Annotated in this window: 12 protein-coding genes and 2 tRNA genes (1 of these 14 cut by a window edge); 1 reads left to right on the top strand and 13 read right to left on the bottom strand. The window is 52.9% G+C overall.

Annotation, left to right across the window (positions count from 1 at the left end; genetic code table 11):
* Nucleotides 1-57: 57 nt before the first annotated feature.
* The 8 genes from yhbH to rnhA all read right to left on the bottom strand — a co-directional run bounded on the left by yhbH (nt 58) and on the right by rnhA (nt 8,605).
* Nucleotides 58-1,215, bottom strand: a complete 1,158-nt coding sequence (yhbH, locus tag AAFJ72_RS04740; protein WP_432776243.1) for a sporulation protein YhbH — start codon at nt 1,213-1,215, stop codon at nt 58-60.
* Between the two features lie 93 nt (nt 1,216-1,308).
* Nucleotides 1,309-3,207 carry a PrkA family serine protein kinase gene (locus tag AAFJ72_RS04735; RefSeq protein WP_122905508.1) on the bottom strand — a complete coding sequence of 633 codons (1,899 nt, stop codon included), beginning with the start codon at nt 3,205-3,207 and terminating at the stop codon, nt 1,309-1,311.
* Between the two features lie 582 nt (nt 3,208-3,789).
* Nucleotides 3,790-4,518, bottom strand: a complete 729-nt coding sequence (locus AAFJ72_RS04730) for an HAD family hydrolase (protein WP_432776242.1) — start codon at nt 4,516-4,518, stop codon at nt 3,790-3,792.
* Nucleotides 4,519-4,589: 71 nt separating this feature from the next.
* Nucleotides 4,590-5,060 (bottom strand): tRNA (uridine(34)/cytosine(34)/5-carboxymethylaminomethyluridine(34)-2'-O)-methyltransferase TrmL, encoded by a 471-nt coding sequence (trmL, locus tag AAFJ72_RS04725; RefSeq protein ID WP_432776241.1) that lies wholly within the window; start codon nt 5,058-5,060, stop codon nt 4,590-4,592.
* Between the two features lie 212 nt (nt 5,061-5,272).
* Nucleotides 5,273-6,247, bottom strand: a complete 975-nt coding sequence (locus tag AAFJ72_RS04720) for an amidase domain-containing protein (RefSeq protein WP_432776240.1) — start codon at nt 6,245-6,247, stop codon at nt 5,273-5,275.
* A gap of 163 nt (nt 6,248-6,410) precedes the next feature.
* A complete protein-coding gene (locus AAFJ72_RS04715; RefSeq protein WP_432776239.1) occupies nt 6,411-6,959 on the bottom strand; it encodes a methylated-DNA--[protein]-cysteine S-methyltransferase in 549 nt (182 codons plus the stop codon).
* A gap of 48 nt (nt 6,960-7,007) precedes the next feature.
* Nucleotides 7,008-8,165 carry a tRNA epoxyqueuosine(34) reductase QueG gene (gene queG, locus AAFJ72_RS04710; RefSeq protein WP_432777147.1) on the bottom strand — a complete coding sequence of 386 codons (1,158 nt, stop codon included), beginning with the start codon at nt 8,163-8,165 and terminating at the stop codon, nt 7,008-7,010.
* Entirely contained in the window at nt 8,165-8,605 is a 441-nt protein-coding gene (rnhA, locus tag AAFJ72_RS04705) for a ribonuclease HI (RefSeq protein WP_122905501.1), read from the bottom strand. Before rnhA ends, queG begins: the two co-directional genes overlap by 1 nt.
* A 157-nt stretch (nt 8,606-8,762) precedes the next feature.
* Here rnhA and AAFJ72_RS04700 point away from each other — a divergent pair, with 157 nt between their 5' ends.
* On the top strand, nt 8,763-9,434 hold the full coding sequence (locus AAFJ72_RS04700) for a B3/B4 domain-containing protein (protein WP_432776238.1): 672 nt from the start codon (nt 8,763-8,765) through the stop codon (nt 9,432-9,434).
* A gap of 15 nt (nt 9,435-9,449) precedes the next feature.
* Here AAFJ72_RS04700 and AAFJ72_RS04695 read toward each other — a convergent pair whose 3' ends face one another.
* From AAFJ72_RS04695 to AAFJ72_RS04675, 5 genes are all read right to left on the bottom strand, one after another.
* Nucleotides 9,450-10,781, bottom strand: a complete 1,332-nt coding sequence (locus AAFJ72_RS04695) for a purine/pyrimidine permease (RefSeq protein WP_432777146.1) — start codon at nt 10,779-10,781, stop codon at nt 9,450-9,452.
* Between the two features lie 178 nt (nt 10,782-10,959).
* Complete coding sequence (locus tag AAFJ72_RS04690; protein WP_432776237.1) at nt 10,960-12,009, bottom strand: NAD(P)/FAD-dependent oxidoreductase; 1,050 nt, start codon at nt 12,007-12,009, stop codon at nt 10,960-10,962.
* 587 nt (nt 12,010-12,596) lie between these two features.
* Nucleotides 12,597-14,342, bottom strand: coding sequence for an ABC transporter ATP-binding protein (locus AAFJ72_RS04685; RefSeq protein WP_432776236.1), 1,746 nt, complete (start codon nt 14,340-14,342; stop codon nt 12,597-12,599).
* A gap of 566 nt (nt 14,343-14,908) precedes the next feature.
* Nucleotides 14,909-14,990, bottom strand: a tRNA-Leu gene (locus AAFJ72_RS04680).
* Nucleotides 14,991-14,998: 8 nt separating this feature from the next.
* A tRNA-Cys gene (locus tag AAFJ72_RS04675) sits at nt 14,999-15,032 on the bottom strand; it runs 40 nt beyond the window's last position.

The raw sequence follows: 15,032 nt of genomic DNA, 5'->3' as shown, positions 1-15,032 counted from the left end.
GATGAAGTCGGCTCACCATTACCTCCTTCCCTTTTCAACTTCAAACAAAAGCACCCATCACGTCACCGCTTCCTTCTTCCCAAAAAACGTCCTGAGCGCCTTGTAAACCTCGCCCTTTTCCCGAATCACGCAGTGCATGAACTTCGGCTCCTTGATGTGGCGATACGCTGACATGAGTGTAGAATGCCTGTTATACTGATTAACCTCCCCATACCCGAACATGTTGCATCTCTCCATAAGCTCTTTGACCAGCTTCACGCAACGCTCGTTGTCGGATGTCAGGTTGTCGCCGTCGGAAAAGTGGAACGGGTAAATGTTGTACTGGGACGGCGGGTAGCGGCTGTCGATGATCTCCAGTGCTTTTCTGTAGGCGGAGGAACAGATCGTTCCCCCGCTCTCGCCTTTCGAGAAAAAGGTTTCCTCAGTCACTTCTTTCGCATCTGTATGGTGTGCGATAAAGACGATCTCTACCTTTTCATACTTCGTGCGCAGGAAACGAACCATCCAGAAGAAAAAGCTGCGGGCGATGTACTTTTCGAAGACACCCATCGACCCCGAGGTATCCATCATCGCAATAATGACAGCATTCGAATGCGGCTTGATGATCTCATCCCACGTCTTGAACCGCAGGTCTTCATCCGAGATGCCCAGCTCCAGATCGCTGTATCCGGCGAGAGCATTGCGGCGGATGGCGGCGATCAAGGTCCGCTTTTTGTCGATGTTGCCTATCAGCCCTTTTTTGCGGACATCGTTGAAGCGGATCTCTTCAATGACAATCTGGTCCTCGTCCTTGCGCTGCAAGTTTGGCAGCTCCAGCTCGGCGAACAGCATTTCCTCCAATTCCTCGACGCTGATTTCCGCCTCGTAATAATCCACTCCCGGCTGATCTCCGGCCCCCTGGCCTTTGCCCGGCCCTTTCGCCTGATCGCCGTCTCTCGCGATGACATCTCCTACCTTGCTGTTGCCTTTGCCTTGACCACCATGCTTTCCCTTTTGGAAGTTGAAACGCAATCGGTATTCATCCAGGGAGCGAATAGGGATCTTGATAACTTCCCGCCCGTTTGACATGATGATATTTTCTTCGCTGATGAGATCGGGCAGGTTTTTTTTGATCGCTTCCTTCACTTTTTCCTGGTGTCGATTTTGGTCCTGGTACCCTTTGCGGTGCAGCGACCAGTCTTCCCGGGAGACAATGAACGATGGTGCATCTTCCATGCCGTCTCCTCCTAGCAACTGGCGCAATCTGCGCCGGATATGGTGTAACGGATAAAGCATAGGTGCGCTTTTGTCAGGCTGCGCGAACGGCTTTTACCTGTTCAGCAGGCTTCCCACGTAACGGAGCAGCTCATTGGCGCAAACCGGGCAATAGTTGTGCTCTTCGATGAGGCGCTTTGTCACCTCGTTGATTTTTTTCAACTGATGCTCATCCGGCGTTTTGTTTGAGGTCGTGATCTTGACGACGTCCTTGAGGTCGGCGAACAGCTTTTTTTCGATCGCTTCCCGCAGACGGTCATGTGTGCTGTAGTCAAAACGCTTCCCTTTGCGGGCGTAGGCCGAGATGCGGATGAGAATTTCTTCGCGGAATGCCCGCTTGGCGTTTTCCGAAATGCCGATCTGCTCCTCGATGGAACGCATCAGTCGCTCATCTGGGTCCATCTCCTCGCCAGTGACGGGGTCCCGAATCTTATTCATATTGCAGAACGCTTCGACGTTGTCGAGGTAGTTATCCATGAGCGTTTTCGCAGACTCTTCGTAGCTGTAGACAAACGCTTTTTGCACTTCTTTTTTCGCCAGCTCGTCGTATTCCTTGCGGGCGCTGGAGATGAAGTTCATGTAGCGCTCCCGCTGCTCCTTCGTAATCGACGGATGCTGGTCGAAGCCTTCCTTCAAGGCGCGGAGAATGTCCAGCGCATTGATGCACTCGGTGTCACGGCGGATCAGCGCACTGGAGATGCGGTTGATGACATAGCGCGGGTCGATTCCGCTCATGCCCTCATCAGCATGCTCGTTGCGCAGTTCTTCCAAATCTGCACCCTTGAAGCCTTCCACCGATTCGCCATCGTACAGGCGCATTTTTTTGAGCAAATCGGCGCCTTGCTTTTTCGATTCCTTCAAACGGGTAAGAATAGAGAAAATGGCGGCTGACCGCAGGGCATGCGGCGCAATATGCACATGTCCGAGATCGGATTGCTTGATTAATTTCGCATAAATTTTTTCCTCGTCGCTGACGCGCAGGTTGTACGGAATCGGCATGACGATAATCCTGGACTGCAACGCTTCGTTTTTCTTGTTGGCAATGAAGGCTTTGTACTCGGATTCGTTCGTGTGAGCCACAATCAGCTCATCCGCAGAGATCAAGGCAAATCGGCCTGCCTTGAAGTTTCCTTCCTGTGTGAGTGACAAAAGATGCCAGAGAAACTTTTCGTCGCACTTGAGCATTTCCTGGAACTCCATCAAGCCGCGGTTTGCTTTGTTCAGCTCCCCGTCAAAACGATAGGCGCGGGGATCGGACTCGGAACCGTACTTGGTGATCGTGGAAAAGTCAATGCTGCCAGTCAAATCGGCAATGTCCTGCGACTTGGGATCGGAGGGGCTGAATGTACCAATTCCAACGCGGTTCGCTTCGGAGAAAAGAATACGGCAGACCGGGAAATCTTCAATGCGGCCGCCAAACTCCGTTTCCAATCTCATACGGTTGTAAGGAGTAAGCTCTCCCTCGATTTTGACGCCCAGCTCTTCCTCCACTTCCGGACGCAGCTCATGGGGGATCAAATGCAGGGGCTCTTCCTGCATGGGGCAGCCCTCCAGCGCGTAGATGGCGCCTTCGTCCGTGCGGGAATACTCCTCGAGACCTCGTTTGAGCATCGTGACAATCGTGGATTTACCGCCGCTGACAGGCCCCATCAAGAGCAAAATGCGCTTGCGGACGTCCAGGCGACGTGCTGCAGAATGAAAATACTCTTCAACCAGACGCTCAATGGAACGATCCAGCCCGAAAATTTCCCGGCTGAAAAATTGATACGAGCGTGTGCCATCCTCATTTTCTTCGACACCAGCGCTTTTAATCATGTTGTAGACGCGTGAATGAGCCGTCTGGGCAATTTGCGGATTTTTGCGTACAAGTTCGAGGTACTCGGCAAAAGTCCCTCTCCACATCAGGTTTTCTTCTCGGGCCCGGTGCTCAGCGATCCGTTTTAAAATGTCCATGTTCGACACTCCTCCCTCATAAGCCCCTCTCTCTTCCCTAACGACAGTGTACTCTCATGTATATGTCTGCCTGCGGTCACGCATTCGCGCGTGGAACCCGTTTCCTCCGGTTGCCAACAGGCTCTTCAAGCCTTTACATATGTGTATGCGAGACATGAGCACAAGTTTCAGCAATCTTGCCACAAAAATCATGCACGAGCGGCCAATGTTCTTTCGCACAGCCAATCTTCATTTTGCAGTAGGGAAAAAATTACGGAAACCGTACGCGCTGTCTTCGTTTACCAGCGAGCGCGGCATGTTGCTGATTACAGCGTTTGCAAAGTGGGCAGGCTACGCTATAATGGGAGTAGTTTGTTTACGAAAGGAGCTGTCCAACATGGGTACGTTTATCGTAGCGTTGGTCTTCGCAGCTTTTCTGTTCTTCATTCTGACAGCGGGCTACAACGAGGACAAAACCTGGAATCTGTAAGGACAAGCTAAAGAGCCATTTGCTGGTTTCAGCACAGCGCTCCCAGGAAAAAAGCAGGCTGCCTGTTACGGGCAACCTGCTTTTTTCGCTGCGCTTTTCTTGTGGAACGCGATTTATTCTGTTGCAAACACGCCTGTCCGCTCTGTAATCGCCTGGTACAATTCCTCCAAAGAGCCTCGCTGATCGACCGGATACTGCGGCTCGCCGCGGTCTTCCATCCAGTTGGTGACGAGATACGTCTTCATCCCCAGCTTCGACGCGACCATGTCCTCCTGCATGTGATTGCCGATCATGATGCAGTCGGTCGGTTCCACGCCAAGCTTTTGACAAATCTCCAGAAAATAGCCGGGATTCGGCTTCGTATAATGAGACTCCTCATAAACCGTGACCAACTCAAAATCGTCTGCGCTCAACCCGATCCAGGCGAGCCGATGGAAAATGGCGTCACGCGGAAAAACCGGATTGGTGGCAACCGCGACCCGATAGCCTTGCGCTTTGGCCGCTTCCACAATTTTTTTGCCCCAAGGCGACGGATAGGCCAAATGCGAAAGCGTCGGAAACACGTCGCGGTAAAAGGAATCGAACAATGGCCAAACTTCTTCACGATCCCATTCGCTGTGAGCCGTGAAATACTCGATAAACACCTGTTCATTCGTCTTTTCCGGCTCCTGGCTCATAATCATCGCCTTGGTCGCGTCCCAAATCAGCTTCAGAAGCTTCTCCGAATCGTACTTGTCGCCGACGTGGCGGCCTACCTCTGCCAAATAGTTTTTGACAAAATGCTCAGTCTGCATCTCCAGGAGCGTTCCGTCCAGATCAAACAGGATCGTGTTCACCGTCATTTGCGTTCTCTCCCTTTTCCATCGACGCCCTGCTTGTTGCTTTTGCAACCGGAAGCGCCGTTCAACATGCCTTATCCAAGCCCCGGAAAACCCAGCTGCCGCAAGCCTTCGAACAAAACGATCGCCGCACAGTTAGACAGATTGACGGAACGGGTGGCTCCGCTCATCGGGATGCGTATCGTCTGTTCCCGGTACCTGTCCGTCAGTTCCTTCGGTAGACCGGTCGTCTCCTTGCCCAAGATAATGTAGTCGCCATCGCGAAAGGAAACATCCGTATACAGCTTCTCGCCCCATGTCTCCACGAAGTAAAACGTGCCTGCTCCCTCTCCCTGCGCCGCGGCAAAATGCTCGAAGCTCTCGTGATGGTGAATGTTCACCGCGTGCCAATAATCGAGACCAGCCCGCTTCAAATAACGATCCTCTGTCGAAAAGCCGAGCGGGTGAATCAAATGCAAATGAGCGCCTGTCGCTGCACAGGAACGGGCGATATTCCCCGTGTTGGCAGGAATGAGCGGCTCGTGCAAAACAATATGTAACGGCATCTCAGCAAAACTCCTTGTATACGACGAACTTGAATCCTTCAAACCTCTTCTATTATACATAAACCAACCGCGCCATGACCACCAGGCCAGTGTCGGCAACATGCGGCTAGGCAGTTGCCTCCAACCTGGCGCCACTGGTGCAAGGGAGTTTCACTTTCACTGAGATGATGCGCCGACAGTCATCCGCAAAGCCGCTGCATTTTACGGCGCCCCTACATGCCACGAATATGAAAAAAGGCATAGCGAATGCTCGGCGTATAAGCTGTCGAGTCTTCATACGCCCAGTACCGCATGCTGCTGTCTGTCGTGTGGGCGTTGACTAGCGGCATCCCATTTGCGTCCAGCGTGACCACAATCGTATTGTGCTGAAAACGTCCGTCGCCGTTGAAGTCGTAGCAGATGATGTCGCCCGGAACCAGCTCGGTAGCAGACTTTTTGGCGATGGCGCGCATCGGCGGCCCGCCTGATTTCAGCAACAGGTACAAGCTGTGCGCGACCGTCCAGCTATAGCTCCAGTCCGCGCTTTTTCCGGTGCGAATCCACCAGCCTTTGCCCCTGTCCTTGGACATCAGCATCGGGATTCCTCCAGCGTACAGGCATTGTGAAATAAAGTTGGTACAATCATCGGTAAAGCGCGGGTAAGCGGGATTAGTCGTATTCCAGTAACGCTCTGCATAGGCGACTGCTTTGTCCGCCCGATAGCCGCCTGCGCCGTGGACGACGAGCAATGGCTGCGAAACCGCATCTTCAACCGCTGTGACCGCCGCCGTACTCTGCCGCTCCATTTCCTCTACACTCTCGCTTTTCCCGTCCCCTTGCTGCTCCCTTGTGCCGACAATCCTCCACTGGCCAGCAGCTTTGTCCAAACGAAGCTGAATCATCCTCCGGCTCGCCTCTTCATACCGTTTGTTTTTCAAAAGATACTGGCTCTTTCCCGTCCAGACTACCGTGATGTCAATCGCAGCATCTGTCTCCAGCCAACAGACGGGCTTGACCTGGCCGCTCACTCCGTGCAGTGTAGCTCCTCGCCTGCGCATTTGCCGATGGGCGCGATTGATGCGGGCCCACTCTTGCTGCAGCGACATCTTTTGCTCCAGATAAAAAGGCAATAGCCGCTCATATTGTCCATCCAGAATGGACTGATGCACGGCATCGAAGTACCGTTGAACAAACGCACGCCATTCCATCCGCCGCTCCCCCTCTTCCCAGCGTTCTCTGCCTGGACATGTCATGTTCTCCGCCTGCTCGCCTCGCGGTGTACGCTCAACACCTATCCAACGAGCTCACCTGGCATCTCACGAACAGAATATGTCAAGGACAGCGCATTCAGAAGAAGGAAAAGCCATCCGGCTAGCGGACAGTCTGGTTGGAGGTGGCATGGGCAAAAAGCGGCCCTTCTTCGTGTGCCAGCAAATATTGTTTGATGGACAACCCGCCCCCGTAACCGACAAGCGCACCGTTTGCGCCGACAACCCGGTGGCAAGGAATAATCACGGGGATCGGATTGCGGTTGTTCGCCCCGCCAATCGCCCGGACCGCTTTGGGCGTTCCGATGGCGATAGCAATATCTTTGTAGGAACGGGTTTCCCCGAATGGAATATTCGTCAGCTCATTCCACACCGTTTTTTGAAAAGGAGTGCCGTACAGGACGGTAGGAACATCAAACTCCGTTCGTTCGCCGGCAAAATATTGCGCAAGCTGCAGCTTGGCCTGCTCGTTGACGGCTTCGTTTTTCACCGGAGTGACCCCGGGAAGCGTCTTTTGGCACCAGTGAACGAGATTCGGCAGTCCTTCTTCCTCATCTGCAAAGTCGATATAGCACAAGCCCTCTTCTGTCGAAGCGAGCAGCAGCGGTCCAATCGGGGATTCCATTGAGGTATAGCCTATTTCCTTTGGCATCGTTCATCCTCCTTTTCTTCTGGTTTTTTCCTATCGCAACCAGCCTTGTCATGGTCGAAGCGCCAGCAGCTCCATCCCCTTCGCAATCTCAGCCTGCACCTCTGCCACCTGCTCCGTCTCCTCTGCCTTCACGAGTGCTGCTTCTGCATCGGCTCCGCCGATTTTTCCCAGCGCCCAGGCGGCTGTGCCGCGAATGACCGGGCGGGGATCGTTTGCAAGCAGGCGGGCCAGATGGGGCACAGCCGTGCGATCCTTGAAATGGGCCAGCGCCAGAATCGCGTTGCGCTGAATCGGCTTTTTGCCGCGCCACGATGAGGAAGACAGGCCGAACTTTTCCTTGAATTCCTTGTTGCTCATCTCCAACAGCGGGATCAAAAGCGGCTTGGCAATCTCGGGATCAGGCTGAAACTCGGGATGATGGTTGAAGTTGATCCGGCGGTTTTTCGGGCAGACGGTTTGGCAAGTATCACAGCCGTACAGCCGATTGCCGATTTTCCCTCTAAATTCATCTGGTATGAAATCTTTTACCTGGGTCAAAAACGCTACACAGCGCTGGGCATTGAGCTGGCCTCCCTGCACAAGCGCCCCGGTCGGACAGGCATCTACGCATATGTTGCAATCGCCGCAGCCTTCTTCGATCGGTTGGTCGGCTGGCAACGGCAAATTCGTCAAAAGCTCGCCCAGGTAGACCCACGAACCGAACTCTGGCGTAATCAAGGCACAGTTTTTGCCGACGAATCCGACGCCCGCCCGCTCGGCGACGGCACGATCAGACAGCGCTCCCGTGTCTACCATCGACTCGATTTTGGCCCCTGGCTCCAGCTCCTGAATGAATTTGCCGAGCTTGTCCAGCTTGTCGCGCAGCACATGGTGGTAATCGACGCCCCAGGCAGCCCGGCACAAAATGCCCCGGTACGCGCCAGGCTCGGACTTGGGCGGATTCTCCAGCCTGGACGGGTACGCGAGCGCAATCGAAATCAAGGAACGGGCGCCCTCCAGCAGCAAACCGGGATTTGTCCGCTTTTCCAGATCCGGTTCCTCAAAGCCTGACTCGTATCCCTTTTCCCGGTGCTCGATCAGTCGTTCCTTAAGCGTCAAAAAAGGGTCGGCGCTGGCAAAGCCGATCTTGTCGATGCCAATCTCCTTGGCGTACTCAATGATGGACTGCTTCGTCTGCTCCCAGTAGTGCAAGTCTTGTCCGTCCATCACAGTTGCTTGATCGCTCCCGTCGCCAGCTCGTCACAGCGGTTGTTCCACTTGTTGTCGGCGTGCCCTTTTACCTTGACGTACTCTACTTGATGAATCTCCATCAGCCGAAGCAGCTCTTTCCACAAATCCTGATTTTCTACCTGCTGGCCTTTGCTGTTTTTCCAGCCGTTTTTCAACCAGCCCTTGTACCAGCCCTGCTTGAAGCAGTTGACCAGGTACGCGCTGTCGCTGTACAAAGTCACCTTGCAAGGCTCCTTCAAAATGGACAGCGCCTTGATCGGCGCGAGCAGCTCCATGCGGTTGTTCGTCGTATGCGGCTCGGCACCGGACATCTCCTTGATATGCTGGCCGTACATCAGGACAGCACCCCAGCCTCCGGGACCCGGATTGCCAGAGCAGGCGCCGTCTGTATATATCTGTACTTCACGCATTGTCATCGTCTTTGGAAACCTCCTCTGCTGCTTCTATTGTAACGAAGCTTAGTCGCTTCCACAAAAATATTTTGCTATACTACTTGAGAATTGTTTCCTGTTCCATGTTTTGGCGAAAAACATCCTTCGCAAGCCATTTTTTTACATAATAGGAGTGATTCATATGAACGTGCAGCTCGACTCTACCGTAACCGAGCGCCTTCCCGCCTTTTCCCTTGGCATTTTGCAGTACAGCGGCGCCTCTGTCAGCGATTCGCCCAAAATGCTGAACGGCCGCATCAACTATTTTGTAGAAAACTTGCGCCTGGAGCACGAACTGTCCCGCCTGACCGAGATTGAAGGCATCCGCGAATGGCGCACCGCTTTCAAAAAGGCGGGGATCGATCCTTCCCGCTACCGCCCTTCCTCGGAGGCACTGCTGCGCCGCCTGTTGCAGGGGAACCCTTTTTTCTGGATCAACAGCGCCGTAGACGTCAACAACTTCTTCTCCGTCCTGCATGCGCTTCCCTTCGGCATTTACGATCAGCAGCATCTGACAGGCGACGTCACCTGCCGTCTTGGCCGGGAAACAGACGTGTACGAAGGGTTGAACGGTCGCGAGGTCCACATGGCAGGAAAGCTGCTGCTCGCAGACGACAAAGGGGCGTTTGGCAGTCCGATTGTCGATTCCAGGCGCACTTGTGTGACCGAACAAAGCCGGGACCTGCTGCAAGTCATCTTTTTCCACGAGCAGCTTTCCGCTGAGAAAAAGGACGAAATCATCGGCTCCGTAGGCCGCATGTTTACCGAAATCAACGGCGGTGAGCTGACTCACACCGCCATCGTCTCACCTTAATGAAAAGACGGCCCGTCATGCAGCGTGGCCGTCTTTTTGTGTCTTGCTGTCAGTTGGCTTGCGAAAAACGACGTGTTCCAAGAGCAAACAGACGATGACCCCGAGCAGCAAACCGTTTCCGAGCAGGAAGCTGACCAAGGCAGGCAGCTCCTGCCAGGCAGTTGCCGGAACAAACATGACGCCAATCCCGATCAAAAGCGAGCTTCCCCCAATCGTAACGGCCCGCTCATCCATTTTGACGGTCGCGTAATCTTTCAAGCCGAACCCGAGAAGCTGCGTGTACGAGATGAACATGGCCGCATAGGCAACCGGAGTCGGCAATGCCGCCAGAAAATGAGCGACAGTCGGAAAGAGGCCGATCAGCATCATCCCGACCATCGCGAGCATAAAGGGCAAACGCGCCGCTATACGTGTCGTCTGGATCACCGCAGCAGCCAACGACAGCGGGATCATCCCCACGACGCCGCTCACACCGGAAAGCAGGTGGGACACGCCTGTAAACACCCCGCCACGGTTGTACTGGGAATCGGTCGGGACTGTATTTGTCGCTTTGCCCATCACGACCATGCTTGTCACCAGGTTCGTCAGCAGGACAAATCCGGTCAGCATGCTCGTCAGGACGACGCCCCAGTCCCAACGCGGCGTTCCCCAGAAAAAGACGCTCGGCCACGAAAACAGCTGCTCCGCAGGCCGCACAGTCTCTGTCCAGCCCAGCAAGGCGTAAAGCACCCAGCCACCGACCATGCCAAACAGGACAGCAAAGCTGGAAAAGCGCTTCGTCCGCATGATCCAGACGACCAGCGCCACAATCCCCACCGAAACAAGCGCTACGCCCGGCTGCACCTCTGTAGAATGCTGAAAGCCAATCCCTAGCATTCCGGTCAAAATATTGCTGCACAAAGAAATCGCCAGCAAAATCATGTACGTGCCGGATACGAGCGGTGTAAACCATCTTTGCAGCTTGCCGATCCAGCCCAGCATGCCAAAGCCGATAAACAACAGACCAGCCAGCGCCATCCCGAGCTGAAACGATTGCCCGATCTCGCGCGGCTTGAGCCCTGCACTCGCACCAAGCTGCGCCAAAATGATAAAAATGCCCCACCATAACCCGGCCGGACCTTCCAGCATCGGATAGCGGTGTCCGATCCATACTTGCAAAAGCGAAGCCAGCCCGATGAAAAAGATCGTCTGCTGCATCAAATTGCTCATCTCATCTGGCTGTAGCCCATACACGTCCCCAATCATCAGCGGAACAGCAACGCTGCTGGAGACAGCTACGATCATCCATTGCAGGGCAGAGAGTATACTCGTGCCCACCGGAGGTCTGCCATCCAATCCGTACTTCAAAACAATCCACCTCGTTTTCTTGCCGCCAATCAATCGTAAGCTAGGCAACCAAATGCCTCCAGTCAAGAATATCATCATCCTGTTTTTTGGCAAACATGCAAAGGGGCAAGAAACACTCTGCGAGAATTTCCTACCCCTTACACTCCGGCTGCCAATGCGACACCACTGTATGAAAAATCTATTTTAACATTTGGTTAATCAGCTCGCGGTTGCGGCTCTGGAAAAGTTCATTGTGGGACGAAACCATCCCGCCGGCTTGTGCGTCCGGCTGTATGTACAGCTTGGCTTGGTTGACAGCATTTGCCGCGTCGTTAAAAGCTCCGGCAATCAAATGCACTTTTCCTTCGTGCGAGATGATATCTCCCGCAGCAAAAATCCCCGGCTCGGATGTAGCGCCGTTTGGCTTGACAGCCAGGAAGTATTCATTCGCCATTTCCAGCTTCACCTGGCTGTTTTCCAGAAGCGATCTGTCGCGCTCGTAGCCATGATTGATAATCACTTCGTCAATCGCCAGTTCCTGTACTTCTCCTGTCAGGTGGTTCGTCAGTTCCACCCGTTCGACTTTTTCCTGGTTGGAGGACGCAATCAGCTTGGTAATGGTTGTGTTGAAAAAGCATGTTGCCGAGCTGTTCAGCAATTGCGTTACTTGTGCTTCATGCCCGGACAGCGCTTCTTTTCGATACGTCAAATACACTTTTTTGGCGATTGGCTCCAACTCGTTTGCCCAGTCGACCGCAGAGTTTCCGCCGCCCGAGATGATGACGGTTTTGTCTTTAAACCGTCGCAGTGACTTGACGGTATAGCTAAGATTGGATACCTCGAACTTTTCGGCACCCTCCAAGTCAATTCGTTGCGGCTCCAAAATTCCCCCGCCGATTGCCAAAATGACTGTTTTGCTGTAATGCTGCTCTCCCGTCGACGTATGCAGGACAAACACGCCTGTTTCGTCCCGCTCGATCCGCTCTACCTTTTGCCCCAAAACAACGGTTGGATCAAAGGTTAGCCCTTGCTGAACGATCTGCTCGATCAGCTTTTCGCCCAATGTAGGCGTCAGACCGCCGACATCCCAGATCATTTTTTCCGGATAGACGTGGACTTTTCCGCCCAGCCTTGGCTGATACTCGATCAGCTTCGTCTTCATTTCTCTCAAACCGCTGTAAAACGATGCGTAAAGCCCAGCAGGCCCTCCACCGATAATCGTGACGTCATACAATTCTTCGTTCGTCATCCGTGAACCTCTCCTTTACTGTCAATCCATAATGGACGCACGCATTAGCAGGACTGTACCCCAAACTCAATTCCCAACAGTCCGCCCGCAGCAATCGAGCTGTCGAGTGCGTACATATTCCCGTTCTTGATCGCTTGAAACGAGTTTCAGCCAGCGTCGCTCTCCGGTTATTTCGGGTAGCTTTGCCCTTTTTGGACGAGCCACTGACATAAGCAACAACCATGCGAAAAGTCACATACTTCAATCATACATTTGTTGATATTGAGAATCAATCTTATTGTATTCTTTTCCTTTCAATAAAGAAGCTTCATGTATCTTCATACGGTATTATGGAATAAAAAGGTAATTCTTTAGGATTTATCGCCAGCAGACCCGTTTTTCCTTCTAAGCGAAGAGCTTCCCTATTATGTTTTTGGCATCAATTACATAGGATACGGCACCGTTTTATCGTGTTTATCTTTTTACGCTGGCTTTTTGGTCAGGCGACTTTTGAAGCAGACTACTACGTGATAACCTAAAAAGGGGCTGTCTCATAAGTCGATATTTCGACTTCGAGATGCCCCTTTTGCACAGCCTCTTTCGTTGTTTTACAGCTTGCTGACACTCTCCAAGCCTTGCAAGACGCCAAACTGCGCCTGGTACAAACGGCTGTACACGCCGCCTGCGTCGACCAGTTCGCGATGATGTCCCTGCTCGACGATACCGTCCTGCGTCACGACGACGATCCGATCTGCATCCTTGATCGTCGCCAGCCTGTGCGCGATCACCAGCGTCGTCCGGCCCTTGGACAGCTCTGCCAACGATTGCTGGATCGCCATTTCTGTCTCCGTGTCCAGCGCCGAAGTCGCTTCATCGAGAATCAGGATCGGCGGATTTTTCAGGAACATGCGGGCAATCGCCAGCCGCTGCTTTTGACCGCCGGACAGCTTCACGCCGCGCTCCCCGATCACTGTGTCCATGCCTTGCTCCTGCGCGCGGATAAAATCATCAAGGCGCGCTCGCCGTGCAGCCTCCCAAATTTCCTCTTCGCTTGCCTCCAGTTTTCCATACAAAATGTTTTCGCGAATCGTACCCGCAAACAGGAACACATCCTGCTGCACAATCCCGATCTGGCGGCGCAACGAATCTTGTGTCACCTGGCGGATGTCCACTCCGTCAATCGTGATCGAGCCGCTCTCGACCTCGTAAAACCGCGGCAACAAGCTGCACAGCGTTGTCTTGCCCGCCCCGGACGGACCGACGAAGGCGATCGTCTCCCCTTTGCGGATGACCAGATCGACCTGATCGAGCACTTTTTTCTCTCCGTCATAGCTGAACGAAACCCGATCGAAGCGAATTTCTCGCTGAAACGGCTGCATTTCCACAGCGTCCGGAGCATCTGCCACATCAGGTTCTGTGTCCAGCAATTCCGTATAGCGCTTGAAGCCGGCAAAACCTTGTGGATAACTTTCCACAATTGCGTTGATCTTCTCAATTGGTCGGAAAAACACGTTTGTCAGCAGCAAAAAGCCGACAAACTCTCCGTACGTAAGCTGTTCACGAATAACGAACCAGGTGCCGCAAACCATGACGAACAACGTGACAAATCTCATCATCATATAGCTGATCGAGCCATTTTTGGCAATCAGCTTGTAGGAACTGAGCTTGGTCAGGCGAAAACGTCCGTTGTTGACGGCAAATTGCGCTTCTTCGTGCTTCTCGTTGGAAAACGCCTTGACGACACGGATGCCGCCCACGCTGTCTTCAATACGCGCGTTAAAGTCGCCAATATCACGGTACAGTTGGTGGATCGCCTGGGTCATTTTCTTGTTGAAGTAAACGACGATCCAAATGATGATTGGCACAATAATAAACGTGATGACCGCAAGCTGCCAGTTGATGGACAGCATGAGCGCAAACGACCCGACAAGCGTCATGACGGCGATGAACAAATCCTCCGGTCCGTGGTGCGCCATCTCGCCAATCATGTTCAAGTCATTGGTCAAGCGGCCGATCAAGTGCCCCGTTTTCGTATTGTCAAAATAGCGGAACGACAGCTTCTGCATATGCGCAAACAGCTTGCGCCGCATATCCGTCTCGATGTTGATGCCGAGCATATGCCCCCAATAGTTGACGATGTACATGAGCGAGGTGTTCAAGGCATACAAAGCGAGCAGTCCAAGCGAAGCCCACAATATCGTGCCCCACTTCCCGCCCGGCAGCAAATCGTCGATAAAAGCATTTACCGCTACCGGAAACGCCAGCTCCAGCAAGCCAGCGATGATTGCACAGCTAAAATCAAGCACAAACAACCATTTATAAGGACGGTAGTAGGAGAAAAATCGTCGAATCAACAGGTGGCCTCCTTTTTTCGTTGCTTTTCGCTTTCTAATAGATTGGAAAACAGTCGCTTCCGGTCAGTGCTTTTCCCGCCGGATTTTGTCAATGCGATTTCAATCATGATTCGTATAGTATACCAGTGCTTCTTTGGAAAAAGAATGGCACATTTATAAATCGAATGGGATATTGATGAATCTCCTTGAAACTACTGAGAGACAGCCCGGTGCGTCCTGCAAAATCTTCATTCCTCACTGTCTCTATTGGAAAAGAGACAGTGGTGAGGGGGAAGATAATCCTCCCTATTTTCCTCTTGTAAAATTTTAATCTCTCGGTTATTATAATAGATAATGATTCTCATTTTCAACAGTTTGCTTTGTTTTAACTGCAGGATGCCACTCCTTGCTTTCCAGGCACTTTTGGCAATCTGATAGCTTCATTCTCTGCCAGTTTAATCCGTTGCCTGGTGGATTGCTTGTGGCCCGTTCCTGACGACGGAACGGTACATCTTGATTTATCGTCTTGCTCTCCACAAACAAAATAACTCTAAGGATGGATGATCCCTAGAGTCTCGTTTTAGAAATGGTGCCGGTGAAGGGACTTGAACCCCCACGGTTTCCCACACGATTTTGAGTCGCGCGCGTCTGCCATTCCGCCACACCGGCAATTAAATTGGAGGAGGCACCCGGATTCGAACCGGGGATAAG

The organism is Brevibacillus gelatini, from assembly GCF_050920745.1.
Lineage (GTDB): Bacteria > Bacillota > Bacilli > Brevibacillales > Brevibacillaceae > Brevibacillus > Brevibacillus gelatini.
Note: the sequence above shows the minus strand (reverse complement) of the source record. Positions and strands in the feature narration are given on the sequence as shown.